The organism is Thermoanaerobacter ethanolicus JW 200 (assembly GCF_003722315.1).
GTDB classification, from domain to species: Bacteria; Bacillota; Thermoanaerobacteria; order Thermoanaerobacterales; family Thermoanaerobacteraceae; genus Thermoanaerobacter; species Thermoanaerobacter ethanolicus.
Window position 1 is genome coordinate 2,372,775 of the sequence record NZ_CP033580.1, and the last position, 22,600, is coordinate 2,395,374.

21 protein-coding genes, 2 pseudogenes and 1 riboswitch are annotated in these 22,600 nt (G+C 34.2%); of the genes and pseudogenes, 3 read left to right on the forward strand and 20 right to left on the reverse strand.

Annotation, left to right across the window (positions count from 1 at the left end):
- Positions 1–92: 92 nt before the first annotated feature.
- The 6 genes from EB239_RS11930 to EB239_RS11960 form a co-directional block, all read right to left on the reverse strand.
- Positions 93–863 carry a C39 family peptidase gene (locus EB239_RS11930; protein WP_003870542.1) on the reverse strand — a complete coding sequence of 257 codons (771 nt, stop codon included), beginning with the start codon at positions 861–863 and terminating at the stop codon, positions 93–95.
- 362 nt (positions 864–1,225) lie between these two features.
- Positions 1,226–2,638, reverse strand: a complete 1,413-nt coding sequence (gene ltrA, locus EB239_RS11935; RefSeq protein ID WP_129545104.1) for a group II intron reverse transcriptase/maturase — start codon at positions 2,636–2,638, stop codon at positions 1,226–1,228.
- 594 nt (positions 2,639–3,232) lie between these two features.
- A complete protein-coding gene (locus EB239_RS11945) occupies positions 3,233–3,979 on the reverse strand; it encodes a cysteine hydrolase family protein (protein WP_003870544.1) in 747 nt (248 codons plus the stop codon).
- A gap of 70 nt (positions 3,980–4,049) precedes the next feature.
- Positions 4,050–4,469, reverse strand: a complete 420-nt coding sequence (locus EB239_RS11950) for a PaaI family thioesterase (RefSeq protein ID WP_003870545.1) — start codon at positions 4,467–4,469, stop codon at positions 4,050–4,052.
- Between the two features lie 66 nt (positions 4,470–4,535).
- Positions 4,536–5,084: an undecaprenyl-diphosphatase gene (locus tag EB239_RS11955; protein WP_003870546.1), complete on the reverse strand. Its 549-nt coding sequence runs from the start codon at positions 5,082–5,084 to the stop codon at positions 4,536–4,538.
- Positions 5,085–5,164: 80 nt separating this feature from the next.
- Positions 5,165–5,473, reverse strand: a complete 309-nt coding sequence (locus EB239_RS11960; protein WP_003870547.1) for an HD-GYP domain-containing protein — start codon at positions 5,471–5,473, stop codon at positions 5,165–5,167.
- A gap of 24 nt (positions 5,474–5,497) precedes the next feature.
- On the opposite strand from EB239_RS11960, the gene EB239_RS14655 reads away from it, so the two are divergent.
- Positions 5,498–5,641 carry a hypothetical protein gene (locus EB239_RS14655; RefSeq protein ID WP_164995798.1) on the forward strand — a complete coding sequence of 48 codons (144 nt, stop codon included), beginning with the start codon at positions 5,498–5,500 and terminating at the stop codon, positions 5,639–5,641.
- On the opposite strand, the gene EB239_RS11965 is transcribed toward EB239_RS14655, so the two are convergent.
- The 5 genes from EB239_RS11965 to EB239_RS11985 all read right to left on the reverse strand — a co-directional run bounded on the left by EB239_RS11965 (position 5,631) and on the right by EB239_RS11985 (position 11,846).
- Positions 5,631–8,021, reverse strand: coding sequence for a heavy metal translocating P-type ATPase (locus EB239_RS11965; RefSeq protein WP_003870548.1), 2,391 nt, complete (start codon positions 8,019–8,021; stop codon positions 5,631–5,633). The two genes, EB239_RS14655 and EB239_RS11965, sit on opposite strands and share 11 nt — an antisense overlap.
- Positions 8,022–8,092: 71 nt before the next feature.
- A complete protein-coding gene (mnmA, locus tag EB239_RS11970) occupies positions 8,093–9,223 on the reverse strand; it encodes a tRNA 2-thiouridine(34) synthase MnmA (protein WP_003870549.1) in 1,131 nt (376 codons plus the stop codon).
- The gene (nifS, locus tag EB239_RS11975; RefSeq protein ID WP_003870550.1) at positions 9,220–10,374 is read right to left on the reverse strand and encodes a cysteine desulfurase NifS; all 1,155 of its coding nucleotides are present in this window, start codon (positions 10,372–10,374) and stop codon (positions 9,220–9,222) included. The genes mnmA and nifS overlap by 4 nt, the downstream gene beginning before the upstream one ends.
- 59 nt (positions 10,375–10,433) lie before the next feature.
- Positions 10,434–11,369, reverse strand: a complete 936-nt coding sequence (gene cysK / locus EB239_RS11980) for a cysteine synthase A (RefSeq protein WP_003870551.1) — start codon at positions 11,367–11,369, stop codon at positions 10,434–10,436.
- 111 nt (positions 11,370–11,480) lie between these two features.
- Positions 11,481–11,846 carry a winged helix-turn-helix transcriptional regulator gene (locus tag EB239_RS11985; protein WP_003868069.1) on the reverse strand — a complete coding sequence of 122 codons (366 nt, stop codon included), beginning with the start codon at positions 11,844–11,846 and terminating at the stop codon, positions 11,481–11,483.
- A gap of 413 nt (positions 11,847–12,259) precedes the next feature.
- On the opposite strand from EB239_RS11985, the gene EB239_RS11990 reads away from it, so the two are divergent.
- Positions 12,260–12,865 carry an FMN-dependent NADH-azoreductase gene (locus tag EB239_RS11990; RefSeq protein ID WP_003868068.1) on the forward strand — a complete coding sequence of 202 codons (606 nt, stop codon included), beginning with the start codon at positions 12,260–12,262 and terminating at the stop codon, positions 12,863–12,865.
- A 637-nt stretch (positions 12,866–13,502) separates the two neighbouring features.
- Entirely contained in the window at positions 13,503–13,655 is a 153-nt protein-coding gene (locus tag EB239_RS12000) for a DUF1540 domain-containing protein (protein WP_003870552.1), read from the forward strand.
- Positions 13,656–14,007: 352 nt separating this feature from the next.
- Here EB239_RS12000 and copZ read toward each other — a convergent pair whose 3' ends face one another.
- The 9 genes and pseudogenes from copZ to EB239_RS12040 form a co-directional block, all read right to left on the reverse strand.
- Positions 14,008–14,232 carry a copper chaperone CopZ gene (copZ, locus tag EB239_RS12005; RefSeq protein WP_003868066.1) on the reverse strand — a complete coding sequence of 75 codons (225 nt, stop codon included), beginning with the start codon at positions 14,230–14,232 and terminating at the stop codon, positions 14,008–14,010.
- 87 nt (positions 14,233–14,319) lie between these two features.
- On the reverse strand, positions 14,320–14,955 hold the full coding sequence (locus EB239_RS12010; RefSeq protein WP_003870553.1) for a VTT domain-containing protein: 636 nt from the start codon (positions 14,953–14,955) through the stop codon (positions 14,320–14,322).
- Between the two features lie 101 nt (positions 14,956–15,056).
- Entirely contained in the window at positions 15,057–15,413 is a 357-nt protein-coding gene (locus EB239_RS12015; RefSeq protein WP_003868064.1) for a DUF134 domain-containing protein, read from the reverse strand.
- Between the two features lie 67 nt (positions 15,414–15,480).
- Entirely contained in the window at positions 15,481–18,285 is a 2,805-nt protein-coding gene (locus tag EB239_RS12020) for a PAS domain S-box protein (protein WP_003870554.1), read from the reverse strand.
- A gap of 118 nt (positions 18,286–18,403) precedes the next feature.
- On the reverse strand, positions 18,404–19,090 hold the full coding sequence (locus tag EB239_RS12025; protein ID WP_003870555.1) for an anaerobic ribonucleoside-triphosphate reductase activating protein: 687 nt from the start codon (positions 19,088–19,090) through the stop codon (positions 18,404–18,406).
- Positions 19,087–21,165 (reverse strand): ribonucleoside triphosphate reductase, encoded by a 2,079-nt coding sequence (locus tag EB239_RS12030; RefSeq protein WP_003870556.1) that lies wholly within the window; start codon positions 21,163–21,165, stop codon positions 19,087–19,089. The genes EB239_RS12025 and EB239_RS12030 overlap by 4 nt, the downstream gene beginning before the upstream one ends.
- Before the next feature lie 105 nt (positions 21,166–21,270).
- Positions 21,271–21,489: riboswitch (cobalamin riboswitch) on the reverse strand.
- Positions 21,490–21,709: 220 nt separating this feature from the next.
- Positions 21,710–21,781, reverse strand: a pseudogene (locus EB239_RS15100) (Fur family transcriptional regulator); the annotation flags it as partial.
- Positions 21,766–22,068 (reverse strand): Fur family transcriptional regulator, encoded by a 303-nt coding sequence (locus EB239_RS15105; protein WP_003870557.1) that lies wholly within the window; start codon positions 22,066–22,068, stop codon positions 21,766–21,768. The pseudogene EB239_RS15100 and the gene EB239_RS15105, both read right to left, overlap by 16 nt.
- Positions 22,069–22,309: 241 nt before the next feature.
- Positions 22,310–22,534, reverse strand: a pseudogene (locus tag EB239_RS12040) (DUF1847 domain-containing protein); the annotation flags it as partial.
- Positions 22,535–22,600 lie beyond the last annotated feature (66 nt).

Sequence of the window (22,600 nt, forward strand, 5' to 3'; positions counted from 1 at the left end):
TAATTTAAAAATTTTGTATTTCAAAAAATAAAAGAGATGCACAACATCTCTTTCTTATTTATACTACTAAATCATCAAAAAATGCAGAATTATTAATAAATAATCCCTCTGTCTCTAACCGCTGCTTGCATAACACTCACTTCAACTGTATGCAATCCATAAGCACCCTGACGAAATACATTAGGATCAAAATATGTAACGTAATGCATAGCATTATAATAACCACTATAGCCTACACCAGTAACATAATGCCATACATTGATATTAGGATCTCCTTCATAACCAGGTAATATAGCCGTACTTGAAGAAATATGTGTATCTAAAATCAATGGATATCCATCTATTATATCCCCTACAAACGCTGTCCATAAACTATCAATATTAGGACTCCACATTCCTACGTACCAACTTCTTCCTATATGTCCATTTAATACATTTGACCATCTGTTTGTATCAAAAGGTGTACCATCCTGAGTTGTTCCCAATTCATTACTTAATGTATCTATTGAAACATTCTTCCCCAAAGTAAGTAATAAATTGTGTGCAGATGTAGGACCACATGTATATTTATTAGGTTGACCTACATAACCATTAGTACTTAGCTGTTTAGATGAAGGAATATCAGGATAACTCTGTATAATTAAATTATCATTATTTGTTTTCGTATTTTCTGCCATTCTTAGTCTTTCTTTAAACATATTTAATTTTTCAATAGCCTTCTTATCCATTTCGGCACTGGGCTTAACGTATTGCTCATTGATTTGCAAATCATTCTTACCTTCAGCAAAAACCACTGAAGCAGACAATAAGCAAGCTAATAAGACTAAACCAATAAATTTTTTAATTCTCTTATTCTTCATCATTACTCATCTCTCCCCTAATTTTTAAATTTAGTAACTATTTATTAAATTTTAGTCACAAACTTTCATATTACGTCACACATACATCTTTGAAATATTTTAGAAAATTTATTTGCTCAATTCCAATTATATTACAAATAAAGGAACAGTGTCAAGATTTTATAAATAAAAATTTCCCGAAGGGATATAAACATATTTAAACCACACGTTATCTCACTTTGAGGTAATTCTCTCCTATTCCCCTAAAATCGAGTATCTTACGGAAGTAATTGAAAATTCACATAGAATCGAGTAGGAGCTGAATAATTATTTTATTCAGCGTCCTCTCACACCACCGTACGTACCGTTCGGTATACGGCGGTTCATTAGGAATTGTGTACAATTAGATATCTTTGGGATAAACTCTTATAACCTATGCTTTCAAAGTATTTATTTGTAAGAGTCTTATTTAGGATTGGGCTATTGGATATTCTCCAGTAGCCTTTCCTTGTATTGGCGTATTCCCAGGCTTTTTGTTCTTCTACTCCTAGTTTTACTAAGTTATCATGCTTCGTTTTTATCTTCTTCCATTGTTTCCATATACATGCCCTTAGTCTTCGCCTTATCCATTCGTCAAGGGTTTTCATTATGCTTTTCGCGTCTGCTAATCCAAAATAGTTGACCCATCCTGTTGTTATTTGATTTAGTCTTTTTATTCTGTTTTCCATGCTTATTCCCTTGTTCCGATTGGTTATTTCTCTTACTTTTTCCTTAAACCTTTTGATGGATTTTTCATGGATTCTTATTCTTACTTCGTTTTCTTTTGTATAGAATGAAAATCCAAGAAATTTTCTTCTCCATGGTCTATCTACAGCACTTTTTGCTTCGTTGACTTTTAGTTTTAATTTGCTTTCTATGAATTTCTTTATGCTCTTCATTACTCTGTTTCCTGCAGACCTGCTTTTTACATATATGTTGCAGTCATCTGCATATCGGCAGAATTTATGCCCTCGTTTCTCAAGTTCTTTGTCTAGTTCGTCCAACATTATGTTTGCTAATAGGGGACTTAATGGCCCTCCTTGGGGTGTCCCTTCTTCTGTTGATATTTTGATTCCGTTTATCATTACTCCTGATTCTAGGTATCTTCGTATTAACTTTAGTACCCTTTTATCTCCTATCCGCTTTTCTAGTTTGGACATTATTATGTCGTGGTTTACTCTGTCAAAGAACTTTTCTAAGTCCATATCTACAACCCATGTGTATCCTTCATTTATGTATGCTTCTGCGGCTTTTATTGCGTCTTTTGCACTGCGTCCTGGTCTGAATCCATAACTGCTATCAGAAAATGTATGGTTGTAGACTCTATTTAGTATTTGGGCTATTGCTTGTTGTATTAGTCTGTCTAGTACTGTAGGTATTCCTAGGAGTCTTACTCCTCCATCTGGTTTGGGAATTTCTACTCTTCGCACTGGTTGTGGTTTGTATTTCCCCTCCAGCAGTTGTTGTTTTATGGTTGGCCAGTTTTCTTTGAGATACGGTAGAAGTTCATCTACTTCCATCCCATCGACTCCATGGCTTCCTTTATTTGCAACAACGCGCTTGTATGCTGCTTCCATGTTCCCTCGTTCTACTATCATTTCAAGCATCTTGCCGGTATATCTTTGTACCTCGTTTCTTCCATCTTCCGACGCCGATGATATACTATGCACTTCCGTTGTCTTTTGAAATTCCATTTCTCTATTCAACGGATAGCCTCTTTGTTGAGTTGTCTGCAGTCTCTGCATATCTTTCGAGTCCATAAGATTTTCAAAACCTCCTAACGTTCGGTCCTTCCTTATCTATTCATGTCTAGATAAGTACTATGACCTCTGCTGACTTCTCAAGGTTCAGCCATACATCACTGCATGGGTTGTCACTTCAGATTTTACTTCCATGACTTATCCTTGAGACCTCCCCGGGTAAGAACGATAACTTTCATCTCATATATCTGCCAGATTTACTGTATGGGATTCGGGTAGTGTTGGACTTCGTTTTGTTACGCAAACTCATCCACCCCAATTCAGCCTCTTATCTGGTTCTTGTTCATCAGACCGAGATTTTGCCTTAAGCTTCCTTCAGATTCCACCTCACGATGGACACCCTTGCTCTTGGCTAGTGGTTCCCACTACCAAGCCCACAGCGGACTTTCACCGCCTAGCTATCGCCCATGCCGGGCGCACGTAAATGATGAGTACTTTTTAATGACTCACGCGAAGCGTTGTAAAATAAAAGTTTATTACAAGGGCTCAAAAACAGCAAGACACTTGGAATTTTTTTAGACCTTATGGGGCTTTTATTCTCTCGTAAAGAATAATTTAGGTGGTAAATATGCCCTTACCAAGTACTGCATTTTGTCACTCCTCAAGAAGCTCTTTTACAACTTCTATACCGTTTAATTTCATGTGATACAAAAACATGGTATGTATCAAATTGCCATCATGAGGCATTATCTTGAGGGACTCGGCAGTTTTTACAGATGTATCATAGGTTTCAACGCAATTTTCCGGTACAATTACATTTACTTTAAGATTATTGGCATTTGCAATCATTTTTATAGACATAGCCGTCTGGTAAACGCATAAGTCAGTGCAATCTCCCACTACAATAAAAGTAGATTTTCCTTCCTTTATCATTTCAACAACTTTCTTCAAAAACTCATTCCAGCCTTCTAATTCCCCTCCAAAAAACACATTCAACGAATTTTTCTCCACAATCACAGGTTCCCCTTCAATTACTTCCTTCAGTTCGTCAACAATTTCACCCTCATAGGTGGCTTTTACACAGTGAGGTGGAAATTCTCCAAATTCAACTGCATCTGAAGGATGAGCGTCATTTAAAAAGAACACATTTTTTATCCCCATTCTGTAGCAGGCCTTTAATAAATTCTTTATAGGTTCTATTATGCCTGCCACTCTTGGACTAGCTAATGGACCGCTTTTACAAAAACCGTTTAGCATATTCACAACCAAAACTGAAACCTTATCCTCTCCACCAGCATTGTATATCACACTGCTTAAACTTTTTTCTTCCAGGTTGCTATAAAAATCAAAAAGGTAATTTAAAAATGGCCTTGTGTTATACAAAAAACTGTCAAAATTCATAAAAAACACCCCTTTATATGTTTATTCTTACCAAAATTATACCATAAAAACAATTCTTAAACATAATGTATTACATATTGAAAAAAGTTTCTCTAGCTACAGCCAAAAGTCTCCCCTCTTCTGTGTAAGCCTCACAAACTGCAACAGTAGTTTTATTGCCAGCATGTACTATTTTTCCAATCGCCTTTACTTTGTCGACCAAATTTGCAGGTGAAACATAATTTATATTCATTTCAAGAGTCACCACTTGCTTTCCAACTGTGCGAGCTGCCATACCCATTGTAATATCCATCAAAGAAAAAAGCACGCCTCCGTGAGCAATGCCAAAAGGATTTAAGTGTTTTTCTTCAATTTCCATTTTTGTAACAGCATAACCCTTCCCTAATTCTGCTACATGCACCCCTATTAATTGATGAAAATTAGTACTCCTATTTATTTTTAAAAGCTCTTCAAAAAGTTTTTCATCTATTCCACCATTTATTGCTTTCACATTCCCGCCCTCCTCATAAGTAGTTGTTATTATTATAGCATAAAAAACACAGGACTTTTCCTGTGTTTATGCAAATATTTTATGCCATATTTTTATAATATACTCTTCAACAGAACTAAGTATTCCTTCAAGATCTCTTAAAATTTTACTGCTTATAAATCCTATTATAAAGCCGGCTATGACATCCAGTGGATAATGTACTCCCACATATATTCTTGCAAATAAAAGTAATAGAGTTAAAACCATCATTATACTGCCAATAATTTTATCATACATAAGCTCTGTAAAAGATAAAGCCGAGCCTCCTGACGCATGGTCACTCGGAAAAGAAGCATCTGCAGGATGTTTTACCAAAAGATTAACCTTATGGTGTACAAAAGGTCTTGGCTCAAAATAAATAGTTGAAATTATTAAATTTAACCCTAGTGCAATAATAGCTGCAAAAAAGGCGTTCATAGAAGCCTTTTTACCCTTATCACCGCCCATAAACCACTGAACCAACATAAGCATCCCATACAAAATTGGAGAATACACAGCAATAAAAGTCATAATCTTGTCCAAAAAAATATTATGGCCTGCTAAGCCATTTATCATGTGAAAAAGTGTCAAATTCATGTTTCTTCACCTCACAAAATATTATAGAGGTGAAGTCTTAAAGGAAAATTAGATTTTCATTAAAAAGAAATTAAAAAATTTTAATAATCAATTCCCAAATTTTCTATTACAGATATAAACGCATCAACAATTTTAGGATCAAACTGTGTTCCCGCATTTTTCTTCAATTCTTCAATAGCTTGAGCCATTGTAAATGAATCTCTGTAAGGCCTTTTAGAAGTCATGGCATCAAAAGCATCAGCCACGGCTATTATTCGTGAACCTAAAGGTATCTTCTCACCTTTTAATCCATCAGGATATCCTTTGCCATCATATTTTTCGTGATGATGACGTATTATCTTTGCGATATTTTCCATAACCTTCATCTTATTTATAATCTCATAACTCATAACCGGATGATCCATTAAACTATTATGCTTCCAATTTTAATTGCAATTGCAATTTTAGGAGGAATAATCATCTCAAACAAAGCATTAAACCCAATCAGTCATATGACTGAAGTAGCAACAGAAATAAGCGAAAAAATGAGTTTGGACAATTCCAAACTCATTCCCTAAATCTTCTCAATCTCAAGGCATTTGATACAACTGATACTGAGCTAAATGCCATTGCCCCTCCTGCTATAGCTGGAGTTAAAAGGCCCATTGCGGCAAATGGTATGCCGATTGTATTGTATACAAAAGCCCAGAATAAATTTTGATATATATTTCTCATGGTAGCTTTGCTTAATTTTATGGCGGTCACAATACCCATAAGATTTCCACTTATCAACGTTATATCTGAGGTTTCTATCGCCACATCTGTACCTGTACCTATCGCTATGCCAACATCCGCAGTAGCTAAAGCAGGAGCATCATTAATACCATCTCCCACCATTGCAACTACTTTTCCCATTTTTTGAAGCTTCATAACCTCTTCAGCTTTATGTTCTGGCAATACTTCTGCCACCACATTTTTTATACCAACTTGTTTTGCTATTGCCTCAGCAGTCCTTTTATTATCTCCCGTAATCATGTATACTTCGATACCCATAGCTTGTAACTCTTTAATAGCTTTTGCCGAGTCACTCTTTACGGTATCTGCAACAGCTATAATGCCATAAACTCTGTCGTGAGATGCCAATATCATTGCTGTTTTACCTTGTGATTCTAGTTCTGTGACCTTATCTTCAATTGACGTTATATCAATATTTTGTCTGTCCATGAGCCTTCTATTGCCAATATAAAACTCTTTTTCATTTATCGTAATGCATATACCGTAGCCTGGTATAGCCTCAAATTTCTCAGGGTCTTCCAATATTTTGAATTTTTCTTTTGCTTTATTGACAATTGCTTGTCCCAATGGATGCTCAGAATTTTTTTCCGCAATTCCCGCAATTTTCAAAATCTCATCTTCGGTGAAATCTCCAAGAGCTACTATGTCTGTAACTTCCGGTTCTCCTTTTGTTATCGTCCCAGTCTTATCAAATACTATTGCCGTTATTTTCCCTGCCCTCTGCAGATGTTCTCCTCCCTTTATGAGTATACCATTTTCTGCTCCTTTTCCTGTCCCTACCATCACAGAAGTGGGAACTGCAAGTCCAAGCGCACACGGGCAGGCAATTACAAGTACTGATACTGCATTTATTATGCCCGCATTAAAATCTCCATACCCAAAATACCAAATTAAAAATGTGGTAGCAGCTATGGCTATAACTGTGGGTACAAAAATACCAGAGATTTTATCAGCAATTTGTTGAATTGGCGCTTTTGATCCTTGGGCATCTTCTACCATTTTAATAATTTGCGATAGTACCGTATCTTTACCCACTTTTGTCGCTTCAAATTTAAACGTTCCTGTTTTATTTATCGTAGCGCCAATTACTTCATCACCAACGCCTTTTTCTACAGGAATAGATTCACCAGTTATCATAGATTCATCTATTGTGGAACTACCCTCAACTATTTTACCGTCAACTGGTATTTTTTCGCCCGGCCTTACAACAACGATATCCCCGACTTTGACTTCTTCAATAGGTATATCTAATTCTTGCCCATCCCTTATCACTCTTGCGGTCTTTGCTTGTAGTCCCATGAGGTTTTTTATTGCTTCAGATGTTTTTCCCTTGGCTGTAGCTTCAAGCAGCTTACCTAATGTTACAAGCGTTATAATAACTGCTGATGCCTCAAAATACAAGTAATTGTGTATCTCATGAGAGGGTTTGGTAAATACATTGTACAAACTATAAAAATACGCTGCAGATGTTCCCATAGCTACCAAAGTATCCATATTTGCCGTCATATTTTTTAAATTGTTCCACGCACCCTTATAATATCTAAAACCTACGATAAACTGAACAGGTGAAGATAAAAATACCTGTAACCACGGATTATCAAGTATTCCTCCTGAAATTTTAAACATTCTAAAAACCATTGATATTACTAACGGCACAGTTAAAATCGCTGAATATATTACAAGTTTCCTTAATGTATTTATTTCTCTCTCCTTTATCTCTTTTCCTGTATCAATACCTACTCCAGTTTTTTCCTTTGCATCATATCCTATATCTTTTATCGCTTTAATCATTTTTTCTGTATCAACTTCATTTGAATCATATTCGACAATTGCTGTCTCAGTCGCAAAATTAACTGATGCATTGCTTACACCAGGCAGGTTTTTTAAGGTTTTTTCGATTTTGGCAGCGCATGATGCGCAGGACATACCCACAAGTGCAAGCTCTGCTTTATCTTTTATTACACCATATCCTATATCTTCTATTTTTTTCTCAATATCGCATATGTTAATTTTATCTGGATCATATATAACCGTTGCTTTTTCAATCGCAAGATTTACATTTGCATCTAAAACTCCATCTAAGCTTTTAAGCCCTTTTTCTATTTTTGTTGCACAGGCTGCACAAGACATCCCTGTTATTTTTAAATTAGCTTTTTCGGCCATATTTTCATCTCCTCTTCATCTCTCAGTATTCTTATAGGAAATTCTTCCACATAAAAGGAGATTCAGAAATTTTATCTAACTTTTCTTTCTATTGTTCCCCCTCCTACAACAATATCTCCATCATAAAAAACTACTGACTGCCCTGGTGTAATAGCCCTTTGTGGATTGTCAAATTTCACAAAAACCCTCCCATCTTCAAGTGGTCGTATTACTGCATCCTGCTCTTTTGCAGTGTACCGTATCTTTGCTTTTACTCTCATCTCTCCTTCAAGTTTGTCAATTGAAATAAAGTTGTTATTATAGGAAATGAGTTCATCCCCAAATACTTCGTCACCGTATCCTAATACTACCACATTATTTTCTGCATCAATATCGACAACATAGAGGGGTTTGCCAACAGAAATTCCTAAACCTTTCCGTTGTCCTATTGTATAATGTATAATCCCTTTATGATAACCTAAAAATCTACCTCTCGTATCGCGGAATTCTCCTGGTTTTATCTCTTCTTTGGCATTTTCTCTAATAAATTTTCCATAATCATTATCAGTTACAAAACAAATTTCTTGACTGTCTGGCTTTGATGCAACAGGCAGGCCTAAATTTTTAGCTAACTCTCTGACCTCATCTTTTTTATATTTACCCAGTGGAAACAAAATATGCTCAAGCTGAGTTTGAGTAAGATTATATAGTACATAAGTCTGGTCTTTGGAAGTATCTACAGATTTCTTTAATAAATACCTTCTTCTTTCTTCATCGTACTCTTTAATCGCATAATGGCCTGTTGCTACATAATATGCATCTATCATCCAGGCTCTTTTTAAAAGTTCTTCAAATTTTATATATTTATTGCAAGCAATACAGGGATTGGGAGTCCTACCTTTTAAATATTCATCTACAAAATAATCTATTACTTTTTCTTTAAAAACATCCTTAAAATTCATTACATAATATTTAATACCAATCTTATTTGCTACTCTTCTGGCGTCATTAACAGCACTTAATGAACAACAGCCGCCTTCAACTCTTACGGCTTCCTCATCTTTGTCCTGCCATATTTGCATCGTAACACCTATAACATCAAATCCCTGCTCTTTTAAAAGATACGCTGAAACAGAGCTATCAACACCTCCGCTCATTCCCACAACTACTCTGTTATTCTTTTTCATAAAAAAATTTTTTAACCTCCTTGTAGATTCTCTCATACAATCTGTGATATTGACCTTAATCTTTTAACAATTTGTGGAAGTACTTCTAAAACCTTATCTATATCTTCTTCTGTGTTATCTTTACCTATTGTAAGTCTCAAAGACCCTCGAGCTAATTCTTTTGAGAGCCCAATTGCCAGAAGCACATGAGATGGCTCAAGTGAACCAGAAGTGCATGCTGAACCACTTGAAGCACATATTCCTGCCATATCTAAGTTTAAAATAAGGGATTCGCCATCTACAAATTCAAATGATACATTAACATTGCCTGGAAGCCTTTTTGTTGGATGCCCGTTTAACCTCGCATATGGTATTTTTTCTAATATTCCATTTATAAGTTTATCTCTTAAAAATGTAAGTTTATTTATATGAGAATCCAAATTTTTCGTGATAAGCTCTATCGCTTCCCCCAGTCCTACTATTCCTGCAACATTTTCTGTGCCCGCTCTTCTATTCCTTTCCTGTGTTCCACCTTGTATAAGCGAATGAATCTTTACACCCTTTTTTATATATAATGCTCCCACGCCTTTAGGTCCATATATTTTATGGGCAGATAGAGATAACAAATCAACATCTAATTTTTTTACATCTATTGGTATATTACCAACTGCTTGCACAGCATCAGTATGAAAATATACATTTTTCTCATGAGCTATTTTGACAAGCTCATCAACTGGCTCTATCGTACCTATCTCATTATTGGCAAACATTATAGAAACAAGGATTGTTTTATCTGTAATTGCCTTTTTTAAATCTTCAGGTTTTACAAGTCCATATTCGTCAACTGGAAGATATGTTACTTTGAATCCTTCTTTTTCAAGATATCGACAAGTATTAAGTACTGCATGATGTTCAATTTCCGTTGTAATAATGTGATTTCCCTTATCTTTTAACGCATATGCTACACCTTTTAATGCCCAATTATCAGACTCAGACCCACCACTGGTAAAATATATTTCGTCTGCATCTGCACCCAGCGCTTTTGCCACTTTTTCCCTCGCTTCTTCCATAGCTTTTTTCGCTTCTTGACCATATGAATACGTGGAAGATGGATTACCAAAAACATCACTATAATATGGTAACATCGCCTCTAATACCCTTTTATCAACTGGAGTAGTCGCTGCATTGTCTAAATAAATTCTATCCACAAAAATCGCCTCTCTCTATTATTTTCTATTTCTTAGTATCTGTTCATATTCTGCTTTTTTTATTCAAAAACTTTGTGCATACTTAAATATCTTTCCCCAGTATCAGGCAACACAGTTACAACCCGTTTTCCTTTCCCGAGGCGATTTGCAACTTCAATTGCCGCAAAAACATTTGCGCCTGAAGAAATACCACAAAGAATCCCTTCTTGTTTTGCAAGTATCATTGACATCTCAAAAGCATCTCTCTCTTTTACCTTTATAATTCCATCGATAATGTCAAGATTTAATGTGTCAGGAATAAATCCAGCTCCTATTCCTTGTATCTTATGAGGTCCAGGTTTGCCGCCTGACAATACAGGAGATTCTTCCGGTTCAACTGCAAAAATCTTTATATTTTTGTTATATTGCTTTAAAACTTTTCCTACCCCGGATATTGTTCCACCTGTACCTACACCTGCTACAAATGCATCTATTTCTCCATTTGTATCTTTTAATATTTCTTTTGCCGTTGTAAGTTCATGTATTTCTGGATTCGCAGGATTTTTAAACTGATCTAACATTATATAATCAGGATTTAATTCCAAAATTTCTTGTGCCTTTTTTATGGCTCCTTTCATGCCCTCTGCACCGGGTGTTAAAACAAGCTCTGCTCCATATGACAAAAGTAAATTTCGTCGTTCTATACTCATCGTATCAGGCATTACAAGAATCAACTTATACCCTTTTACAGCACTAACCATCGCAAGACCAATACCTGTATTTCCACTGGTAGGTTCAACAATTGTCCCACCAGGTTTTAATCTTCCTTCTTCCTCAGCTCTTTTTATCATATTTAATGCAATTCTGTCCTTAACACTTCCACCTGGGTTAAAAGACTCTAATTTTACTATGACCTCCGCTGTATTTTCAGGAACAATTTTATTTAACCTAATCATAGGTGTATTGCCTATAAGCTGGGTTATATCCTCATAAATTTCGTTTTGTCTTTTAGGCATAACTTTTTGCCTCCTTTTAATTCCGAGTATTACGATAAGAATTATAAATTTTCTCTTTTTAAGGTATCACAATCTTAAATTAATGTCAATGGATATATTCACGTTATGCTGTTATTCTGTAGCATTTTGCTGCGAGTCGATCTTCCCTTCTAAAAATTTAATGTATTCACTACCCCATTCATGCATTTTATCCATGACTTCTAGAAATTTAATACCTATTTCAGTCAGTGAATATTCCACTTTGGGTGGTACCACATTATACACTTCTCTGTGTACAAGGCCATCCCTCTCTAATTCCCTTAGCTGCTGCGTCAAGTATCCCTGCCTTATATCAGGCAAAAGCCTTTTCAGCTCATTAAAACGCTTAGGCCCTTCTCGTAGCTGCCATATTATGACCAGCTTCCATTTGCCAGCTACCACGTATTGAGTAACAGCTATAGGACATTTTACATTTAACAATCCTTTTCTTAATTCCATCTTTACACCCCTTTAGTACGTTTTTTTATACTACGTATGAAAAATTGTTGTACTTGCGAAAAGTAATTTTATTTGATATTATTTTACCCGAACGTCAAAAAAACATCAATGCCTGGAGGTGGAATATAAGAAACATATTTAATTTCTTAATAGAAAGCACTGGATAAAGCCACAGTAGCTTCCATCTGAACAAGGAGACATATTTTGTTTGTGAACATTCAATACTAAAAATGTATAAAACTCCATGCATAATTTCAAAGACGCCCAGCGACATAATTATAAATCAGTAGACAATTCATTTTCTGAGGTATTTTATATAGAGCATAGCAAAAGATTTTTATTCAGCATACATATTCAAGTGCTCAAAAGTCAATTTTTTAACCAAAAATTTTTCGCACGAAAGGAGACTAAATATGAGCAAATTATTGTATATTAAAGCAAATCCCAAAAATGATGATGCATCAAGGACTTTCAGGATATCTGAACAATTTATAAAGACCTATAAAGAATATAATCCTCAAGATGAGATAATCACTTTGGATCTATACAAAGAAAAAATACATTTTTTGACACTGGATGACATCAACAGCATTTTTGGACCCAAAACTGATAGCTCAAAGGATCATCCAATATTAAAATATGCTTATCAATTTGCAGAAGCTGACAAGTACGTCATAGCTGCTCCTATGTGGAACTTAGGTATTCCCTCCATTTTAAAAGCCTACATCGACTATATAACAGTATCAGGTATAACATTCAAATATACAGAGCAAGGGGCCGTGGGGCTGATGAAGGGCAAAAAAGCTGTCCACATCATGGCCACTGGCGGGGAATACACTCATGGACCTTTTTCAGGATTTGAAATGGCAAACAGATATATAAAGGCAATACTTACCTTTATGGGAATTGAAGTAGTAGAAACTATAGTAGCAGAAAGACTGGATATAATAGGAGAAGATGTAGAAAAAATAGTGTCAGAGGCAACCAAACGAGCTCAGGAAGTTGCTAAAACATTTTAATACAAAAGTCTTCCATGAGTAATTTAGAAAGGCCAGATAGATATTTTATCGTAACCCAATGCGAAGATGAACCTCATGTTGTTAATGCATGGAATAGCTATGTCAATGTTACACTTGGGCGTTAATTCCTGTCGGTAAATGAACAAGGCGGAAAAAAAGATAGAAATGAGCAATCGGGTTAAATCGACAATTTGGAATCGAATAGTTCAGCGAAAAATATACAAAGGAATAAGTTTTTTGAACACTGGAACTACAAAATTCATAAAAGAACGTTCCCATTTGACATGAGGAAAGAGAAATTTCCATGGTTTAGAACTATTCTAGAAATAACCATTGATACTGCTAAACAAACCTTTTAAAATTAGTTTAGCATTATCATTATTTCTAATATTTATAAAGACCCCATTTGATGCGGGGTCTTTTTATGCACTTTCATGTATTTTTTAAAAGCTTATAAACTTTTTGCTATTTTTGTTTTAATACTCTTATAAATATTACCATTAATTTTTAATGTTTTTTCTTTCTTAAGAATTGCCATTAAGCTGCGCAAAACACCCTGTTATTTTGTTTTCAGAAAGGTATAATAAAATAATATATGCAAATACTATTTTTGATAATAAAAAGCGAGGTGTGTCACATGTCAGCAGAAAATGTAGTTAAATGTTCAGTAAATACTTGTAGTTACTGGAAAGATATGAAATGTCATGCTCCATCGATTGAAATAAATTCAAAAGTAATGTCTGCAAAAACTAGTGCAGAAACAGAATGCACAACATTTAAACCAAGATAACGCAAAGAAAAGCATTGATATTTCATTCAATGCTTCAGACTGTAGACAAACTTTCGAAAATAGGATATTTTGCAATCGGTGCGACTTGTGACAAAGCGTCAACAAAACTTAACAAGACCGAGGGTGGAGGCAGGGCCGTAGCCACGGATGGCGGAGGCGGGCACTAAGACAGGGATGTCGAATGTGCCCGGTACCCTGCCGGAACCCGAAGGTCGAGTTTAGTTTTGTCGCTTTGGAACATCGGAGTGACGATGCAAAATATCCTATTTTAAAATTTTTTGACTTTGTCAACAAACTGAAGCATTGATATTTCATTCAATGCTTTTCTTTCATTTAAATTTTTTAATAGGTATTATACTTCATATCCGGTATCAATAATTGCTTTTTTCATATCATCTACAGAAACTTTAGCAGGATCATATGTTACCGTAACATTACCTTTGTCAAGGTCAACAATAGCTTTCGATACCCCATTTAATTTCTTTAGTGCAGTTTCGACAGACATTTTGCAATGATTGCATGACATTCCTTTAACATTTATAACGATAGTCTCACCTTTAGTTCCAAACAGGCCCATAATCCATCTTCCCCTTTCATAAAATTTAAAATATATTAAATAAATATTATATCGAAGCAGCACACATTTTATCAAAAACTTCCTGCATCAACGTTTTTTCCTTTTTAAAAAGCTTATAATTGCGGGTATTAACGATATGACAATTATCGCAATTGTCACCAATCCAAAATGGTCTCTCACTATTTGCAAATTCCCAAAATAGTACCCACCTAAAGTAAAAAGTAAAACCCACAGCGTTCCTCCTAATGCATTGTAAAATAAAAACTTAAAATATCTCATTTGTCCAATACCCGCTACAAAAGGGACAAAAGTTCTAATAATTGGTATAAATCTTCCTACAACAATAGTAATAGAACCATACTTTTCATAAAAGTCACGAGCTTCCAGCAAATGCTCTCTTTTTATTAACCGTAGGTTTTCTCTTTCATAAATTTTTCCCCCCACAAATTTCCCTATATGATAGTTTATTGTATCTCCTAATATGGCAGCAAAGGCCAAAAGTATAACGACATAAAATATATTTAAACTGCCAATTGCTGCAAAAGTCCCTGCTGCAAAGAGAAGAGAATCTCCAGGCAAAAAAGGCGTCACCACAAAGCCAGTCTCAAGGAAAATAATAAAAAACAAAATGCTGTAAGTATATGTGCCATAAGTTTGAATAACACTGCCTAAATACTTATCAAGATGCAATACAATATCAATGAAGTTTTTTATAAGGTCCATTTACTCCATCCTTTCATATATATAGTAATTCTAATTCACAGCATTAATTATACTATATATATGAAAGGTTTTGTAAAAATATATGAAAATTTAATAGAATTTTAATCTTCTCCACCCCAGTGGCCATGCCTATGGCGCATACCTCTATGACCTCTTTGTTCTTCTTCATAAACTCTGTAATTTCCACCTTCCACTCTTATCGCTTTACCATTAACTAAAGCATCCGCTACTTTTTGTCTAGCTGAATTGATTATTCTAAAAAAGGTGGGTCTCGACACCTTCATCATATCAGCACATTCTTCTTGCTCTAAACCTTCCAAATCCTTAAGCCTTATAGCCTCTAATTCCTCTACTGTTAGTATAACTTCATCTAACATAGACATAGGCACACCTACTGGTTTAAAATGAGTTACATTTGGTTCACTTCTAACCCATCTGCATTTTGGAGGTCTTGGCATTTTATCACACCCTATTGTTTAATAAATGACGATTACTTTAATATTTTATACTTTTTAAAGAAAAATATCAATCCTTCATAAAGGCTAAAAATTTTTCAACAAGAATAGGGTCAAATTGTATCCCCGCCATCTTTCTAATCTCTTTTAGCGCTTGCTCTTTAGAAAGCCCCTTCCCTTCTTCATCTATCATCTGCACATAAGCATCTACTATAGCCAAAATTCTACATTCGTAAGGAATATCCTCTCCTTTTACAGCAAGTGGATAACCTTGTCCATTCCACCATTCATGATGCATTAAAATCATATCCGCAAGGTGAGCTAAATCAGGGGAAGACATGGCGATTCTATAACCTATTTCACAATGTTTTTGAAATTCCAATTTTTCTTCTTCATTTAAGTTATCTACCTTATCTAGTATTTTATCTGAAATTCCTATCATTCCAATATCATGAAACTCAGCCAGAAGCTCTAAATTTTTTATCCGCACTTGAGAAAGTTTTAAATATTCGGCAAAGTTTGCTAAAATTTCTTTGACTGCATTTAGATGCTTTTGTAGCTTAGGCTGTCGTATTTCAAACATCTTTAAGATAGAATCTAATACTTTTCTATAACTGCTTCTTTTATGAAATAGCTTCTCTCTATACATGTTATTATCTGCTTCTTTAAAAACTTCCTCAATTTTTTTAAAACTATTATTCTTCACTGCATAGCCTATTGACATACTTAAAGGTATGTTTTCTTTTTCAAAAGTAAATTTACTATTTTCAACCATTTTTCTTATTCTATCAACCGCTTCTTCTACAATCTCAATGCTAGCGTTAGGCAGTATTACAGCAAATTCATCTCCTCCTATTCGGGCGATAATGTCCTGTCCTCTAAAACATTTTCTCAGCACATCCGCCGCTGTTTTTAAAAGCATGTCTCCTGCCTTATGTACTATTGTATCATTGATAAGTTTTAATCCGTCTACATCACAAATTATCAAACCAGTCGGCACTATATTCTGTTTATCAACAAAAGCTAATTTTTCTTCAAAGAAGTTTCTATTGTAAAGGCCAGTAAGTATATCATGGGTGCCCAAGTGCTCAAGCTTCTCTTGCGCTAACTTCCTTTCTGTTATATCTCTTATTATCGTCATAATAAGCTTTTCATTTTCAAAATCAACACTTACTACATTGGCCTCCACATAAAACTCGCTACCGTCTTTTCTCTTATGTTGTAAGTTCAGCAAAACACCCCTTTCAGCTTCAACATCTAACAATTGAGTCAACTCCTCTTTCTCACAATTACAAAGCTCAAAAATATCCATCTTTAAAAGTTCTTCCATTTCATAGCCATAAGCCTTTATTGCAGCTTTATTCACCTCTATAATCTTGCCATCTTCATATCTTGCAAATAAAATTATGTCATTTATATTGTCAAAAAGCAGTTTATATCTTCTTAAAATTTGTTCGGTTTTTTTGTTTTTTGTAATATCACGGGAAATAAAAGATATACCAATATATCTACCTAACTCATCTTTTAAACCAGCAAGTGAAACAAGCACATGTATAGTTTTTCCCTCTTTTGTAATCCGCATTCCTTCATAACTTTTTATTTCTTCTCCTTTTAACAATCTTTGTAAAATATTTTTGACTTTTTCTTTTTCAAAATCTGGCATCAAAGTGTATATGCTCTTGCCTATCATTTCATCAGCTTTATAGCCGTATATTTTTTCACATCCTTTATTCCAAGTTTGAATAATGCCTTCAAGGTCAAAACTCCCAATTCCTTCATTAGAAGATTCTACAATAAATTCATACTGTTTCAATAGCTTTTCATACTCTCTTTTATCGCTTATGTCTCTAAAAACCATAACTGTCCCAATTACATTTCCCTCTGAGTCTTTTATGGGAGCAGCAGAATCGGCAATGGATATCACACGAGCATCTTTTGATATCAAAGCAGTATGATTTGCAAGCCCTGTAATTTCACCAGTTTTTAAAACTTTTTCTATTGGAATTTCTACCTTCTCTTTTGTATCTTCATTGATTATATTAAAAACCTCATCAATTCTCTTTCCTAATACCTCTCCTTCTTTATACCCTGTAAGCTTTTCTGCAGTAGGATTCATAAACTCTATATTGCCGTTTGCATCCGTAGCAATAACTCCGTCTCCAATGCTCTTTAATGTAACACGAAGCCATTCTTTTTCTTTATTCAAAGATTTCATAAGTTCTTCTTGTTTGTGAAAAATAATAGCTAATATATTGCTTGCAATTTCATAGAAATGCATCAGTAAAGCAATCGCTAATATAACTTTTAAGGAATACAAAAGGTCAAAATCAACTAAATAATTTATCAAATTAAAGTGTTTTATAACGGGAAATGTAATCTCACGAATGCCCATTAAAATAAGTAATATTCCTATGACTAAACTAGAAATCACTTTTGAGGATTTGAAATTTTTAAATATCAATGTACCAGAAAATATACTCATAACCCCTAAAAAAATATACATTGGAATCACAGCTATATAATTACTACTTTCTAAAATTTTATTTACTGCATACCACCCTAAACTTAGTGAAATAATCCATAAACCCTTTTGCAAAAAATTTACTTCAAAAAAAGATTGAAAACCATAAGTAAACAATATAGAACTTATTACAAGCAAACCATATACTATCACCTGTATCAAAAATGTATTAGGCATATCCCCATATTCTATTGCATATTCCATGGCGTATCTTATTAAATCAAGTCCCCATGCACTTCCCCAAAATAGAATATATTTTTCCTTTCCTGCATTATGCACTAATAAATAAAATATTGCTAAAATCAACAAAATTAATATCTGGTAATTTATTGAAATATGTATATTGCTAGCCATCCTATTCCCTCTCTCCCTAGAAAAACAAATGTTTCTAAATACATTATAAATCCATTTTTAATTTATGTCCATTATCAAGTTCATTTTTCCGAAAAATAAAAAGAGAGAGGTGCCTCTCTCATTCTCTTATTAATATTTCGCCAAAATTTCCATTCAGTTTTTCTTTTATTTTTTTTAAAAAGCTAATATCATAATCTTGAATTTCACTTTTCTCCTTATCTAATACTCCTTCAGCATACTTGTACCTTTGTAAAACATACCTTTTTGCAGGAGAAATCCAATCAGCTAAAGCCTCAAAATCTTCTAAAGTAAGTAGTTTGTCATTTACAGTAGTTCTAAATTCGTAATCTATATTAGAATTTTTAACTATCTCTACACTTTTTTGAATATTATCTATATCTTTTTTGTTTTTTAAAAATATGCCATATTTTTCTATTGGCGCTTTTATATCCATAGCTATATAATCGAGCAATCCTTCATCTAATAGATCTTCTAACACTTGTGGCCTTGATCCATTAGTGTCAAGCTTAACACTAAAATTTAAATCCTTTATATTTTTTATAAAATCTTGTAATCCTTTCCAAAGAGTAGGTTCTCCGCCTGTAATACACACTCCTTCTATTAAATTTGCTCTCTTTTTAAGGTAATCAAAAAACTCCTTTTCACTCCGTATACCTTCCCTTATTTGAATTAAATAAGAGTTATGGCAGTAAGGACACTTAAAATTGCAGCCACTTACAAAAACAGTGGCTGCAATTTTTCCTGGGAAATCAGCAAAAGAAACAGGCATAAAATCGTACATCATACAACAAATTCCTTTCTGTCCTTAAACTCTTTTTTCTTCCCTTCATTCCAATTCTTTACTGGCCTATAATATCCAACTACGCGGCTGTAAACCTCACATTCTTTCCCACAGTAAGGACATTCAAAATGTTCCCCAGAAATATACCCATGGTCTTCACAGATTGAAAAAGTTGGAGTTATAGTGTAATAAGGAATTCTATAATTATAAGCTATTTTTTTGACTAGAGCTTTGCAGGTGTTCACATCGTTTATACTCTCTCCAATAAATCCGTGAAATACTGTACCTCCTGTGTATTTTGTTTGTAACTCTTCTTGTAAGTCTAAAGCAGTAAATATATCTTCCGTAAAGTCTACAGGAAGCTGTGTTGAATTAGTATAGTAAGGCACATCGCTACCTGCAGTTATTATGTCGGGGAATAATTCTTTATCTTTTTTAGCCAATCTATAGGAAGCTCCTTCTGCAGGGGAGGCTTCTAAATTGTACATGAAATTAGATTCTAATTGATATTGTTCTAATTTATGCCTCATAAAATCTAATACTTCAAGTGCAAATTTCCTTCCCTCTTCACTGGCTATGCTTACTCCCATGAAATTTAATAGTGCTTCATTCATTCCAATGAGTCCTATCGTGTTAAAATGATTTTTCCAGTAAAATCCAAATCTCTTTTTTATATCTCTTAAGTAAAATTTTGAATAAGGATACAATCCCATTTCAGTCATTTTCTCTAAAACTTCTCTCTTTATTTCAAGGCTTGTTTTTGCAATATCCATAAGCCTTTCTAACCTTTGGAAAAACTCTTCTTTTGATTTAGATAAATATCCAATTCTTGGAATATTTATTGTTACAACTCCTATTGAACCTGTAAGAGGATTCGCTCCAAAAAGCCCTCCTCCACGCTTTCTTAATTCTCTGTTGTCCAACCTTAGCCGACAGCACATACTACGCACATCATTGGGATCTAAATCACTATTTACAAAATTGCTAAAATAGGGTAAACCATACTTCGCAGTCATTTCCATTATTTTATTTATGACAGGACTATTCCAGTCAAAATTTTTAGTTATATTATAAGTAGGTATTGGAAAAGTAAATATCCTCCCGCTGGCATCTCCTTCCATCATAACTTCTGCAAATGCTATATTTAACATGTCCATTTCTTTTTGAAATTCTTTATATGTTTTATCCATCAATTGACCACCAATTATAACAGGTTCATCTGCCATAATCTCCGGTACCACAAGATCCATAGTTATGTTTGTAAAAGGAGTTTGAAATCCCACTCTAGTTGGAACATTTATGTTAAATATAAACTCCTGTAAAGCTTGCTTAACCTCTTTGTAAGAAAGATTATCGTAATATATAAAAGGTGCCAAATAGGTATCAAAATTAGAAAAAGCTTGTGCACCGGCTGCTTCCCCTTGAAGTGTATAGAAAAAATTGACAATCTGTCCAAGAGCGGACCTAAAGTGCTTTGGAGGTTTGCTTTGAACTTTCCCCTCTACCCCTGTAAATCCAGAAAGCAGTAAATCCCTTAAATCCCATCCACAGCAATACACAGATAAAAGGCCTAAGTCATGAATGTGCAAATCTCCATTTACATGGGCATCTCTAACTTCTGGAGGATATATTTTGTTTAACCAGTAATGAGCTGTTATCGTACTGGAGATATGATTATTTAAACCTTGAAGTGAATAACTCATATTGCTATTTTCATTTACTCTCCAATCTTGTTTCCCTATGTATTCATCCACCATTTTTTCAATGTCCATAAACATTTTTTTAAATTCTCTTATCTCTTGATGCTGTTTTCTGTACAAAATATAGGCCTTTGCCGCTTTAGCATGACCATGCTTTATTAAGTATTGCTCTACAATATCTTGAATCTGCTCTACACTGGCTATTCCTTCTAAATTATTTTCTACGTACTCTGTCACTTCATCTGCTATTTCAAGGGCATCTTTGTATTCCCCTTCTTCCACTGCCTTAAAAGCTTTGTATATAGCATTTGCAATCTTTATCTTATCAAACTCAACTTCCCTTCCATCTCTTTTTATAACCTTCATAGCAATTCTCATGATTTTAAACCTCCATTCTTTTGTAAAAATAATTAAACCCCTTAACTTCTACGGCAAGTTAAGAGGTGTGCAAAGTACCTCACCTCCTCTATCGACCGTAGAGCAAGTGTAATCCAAATACAGGCAGGTCTCCTGACTTAGGTTCATCGCTCTTTACGCCTTCCCACCTTTCAAACATCGGGGACGGTTCCTTTTGTTTGAACAGACAGTGGCTTTTTGTAAAGAGCTCACCATCACAGTGGCGGGACCGTGCAGGATTCTCACCTGCTTCCCTTTTAACCCAATTCCCCTTTGAAATTGGGCACCTGTATCTGTGTATATTCTCTTTTGCACAAAATCTAGTATATTATTTATTAATATCCCCAACATGTAGTATACCACTGCTTTCTTTCATTGTCAATACAAAAAATGATTTAAAATAGGCCATTATTTTTGCCTATTTTAAATCATTTTTTATAGCCCTTTTACAATTACTGCATATTCCATAAAAATTCAATTCTCCATAATACACATCAAAGTCATATTTTTTATCTATCATTTTTATATACTTTACCAAATTTGGGCTGTAATATTCGTCTATACTACCACAATATTTGCAAATTAAATGAGCGTGAATCTTTTTTTGTTAAACATTTTAAGTTCATAGTATTTTTTGTTTCCTATTATATTTTCTGATAATATTCCCTTATCTACAAAAATTCCTAAATTCCTATAAAGAGTTGCTACACCATAATGGGACCATTCTTTCCTAACTTCCTCAAGGAGTGTATCAAAATCAAAGTGAATATTAGGGCTCTTCAAAAATACCTCTATTAAAATTTGGCGTTTCTCAGTTATCTTTAAGCCATTTGCTTTCAATGTTTTTATTATTAATGACATCAAATCGTTTTTGTTTTTATACATCATAGACCACCATATTTTTAACATATGTTCAATTTAAATATACACATTTTATTGACATATGTCAATAATTATTAGTACATTTTTTCCCATTTATTCCACAAGGCATTGTTTATCTCATCCACCAATACCGAGTTAAATTGCATTCCTTTATTGAAAATTACCTATTTTTTATTTTTTCTAATTCATATGTTAATAAAAAAAGAGGCTTCATACAAAAAGTATAATGCCTCTTTATACTAAATTACACATTAACAAGTTCTAATCCTTTTACAGGACAGTGAGCGTATTTTCTGTCCTTTGCCACCAGTGTTGTGACTAACCCTTTAGAATATTTATTAAAAAGTATGTCATGGCCTACGCAAAGACCTATTACTACATTGAGTTCTGTATTTTCTTGGTTCATTATCTCTGCCTGTGTTATAGGATTGCAAGTAGCAACAAATCCCTCTTTATCTTTTTGAATGTAGACTTGTGCAAAATTCAGAAGCCTTAATTTAAGCCATTCTACAGACATACTTTTTTCCTATCACTC

Excerpts from the sequence above, each read along its gene's own strand:
- EB239_RS11990 (WP_003868068.1), top strand. The coding sequence starts at position 12,260 with ATGAGCAAATTATTGTATATTAAAGCAAATCCCAAAAATGATGATGCA.
- EB239_RS12025 (WP_003870555.1), bottom strand. The coding sequence starts at position 19,090 with ATGATGTACGATTTTATGCCTGTTTCTTTTGCTGATTTCCCAGGAAAA.
- EB239_RS11960 (WP_003870547.1), bottom strand. The coding sequence starts at position 5,473 with ATGAGTTATGAGATTATAAATAAGATGAAGGTTATGGAAAATATCGCA.
- copZ (WP_003868066.1), bottom strand. The coding sequence starts at position 14,232 with ATGGGCCTGTTTGGAACTAAAGGTGAGACTATCGTTATAAATGTTAAA.
- EB239_RS12030 (WP_003870556.1), bottom strand. The coding sequence starts at position 21,165 with ATGAGAATTGCTATGAAGGTTATAAAAAGAGATGGAAGGGAAGTTGAG.
- EB239_RS11955 (WP_003870546.1), bottom strand. The coding sequence starts at position 5,084 with ATGAATTTGACACTTTTTCACATGATAAATGGCTTAGCAGGCCATAAT.
- EB239_RS11930 (WP_003870542.1), bottom strand. The coding sequence starts at position 863 with ATGATGAAGAATAAGAGAATTAAAAAATTTATTGGTTTAGTCTTATTA.
- mnmA (WP_003870549.1), bottom strand. The coding sequence starts at position 9,223 with ATGAGAGAATCTACAAGGAGGTTAAAAAATTTTTTTATGAAAAAGAAT.
- EB239_RS11965 (WP_003870548.1), bottom strand. The coding sequence starts at position 8,021 with ATGGCCGAAAAAGCTAATTTAAAAATAACAGGGATGTCTTGTGCAGCC.
- EB239_RS11945 (WP_003870544.1), bottom strand. The coding sequence starts at position 3,979 with ATGAATTTTGACAGTTTTTTGTATAACACAAGGCCATTTTTAAATTAC.
- EB239_RS12000 (WP_003870552.1), top strand. The coding sequence starts at position 13,503 with ATGTCAGCAGAAAATGTAGTTAAATGTTCAGTAAATACTTGTAGTTAC.
- ltrA (WP_129545104.1), bottom strand. The coding sequence starts at position 2,638 with ATGGACTCGAAAGATATGCAGAGACTGCAGACAACTCAACAAAGAGGC.
- EB239_RS12015 (WP_003868064.1), bottom strand. The coding sequence starts at position 15,413 with ATGCCAAGACCTCCAAAATGCAGATGGGTTAGAAGTGAACCAAATGTA.
- EB239_RS12010 (WP_003870553.1), bottom strand. The coding sequence starts at position 14,955 with ATGGACCTTATAAAAAACTTCATTGATATTGTATTGCATCTTGATAAG.
- EB239_RS14655 (WP_164995798.1), top strand. The coding sequence starts at position 5,498 with ATGCTTCCAATTTTAATTGCAATTGCAATTTTAGGAGGAATAATCATC.
- EB239_RS15105 (WP_003870557.1), bottom strand. The coding sequence starts at position 22,068 with ATGTATAAAAACAAAAACGATTTGATGTCATTAATAATAAAAACATTG.
- EB239_RS11985 (WP_003868069.1), bottom strand. The coding sequence starts at position 11,846 with ATGGAATTAAGAAAAGGATTGTTAAATGTAAAATGTCCTATAGCTGTT.
- cysK (WP_003870551.1), bottom strand. The coding sequence starts at position 11,369 with ATGCCTAAAAGACAAAACGAAATTTATGAGGATATAACCCAGCTTATA.
- EB239_RS12020 (WP_003870554.1), bottom strand. The coding sequence starts at position 18,285 with ATGGCTAGCAATATACATATTTCAATAAATTACCAGATATTAATTTTG.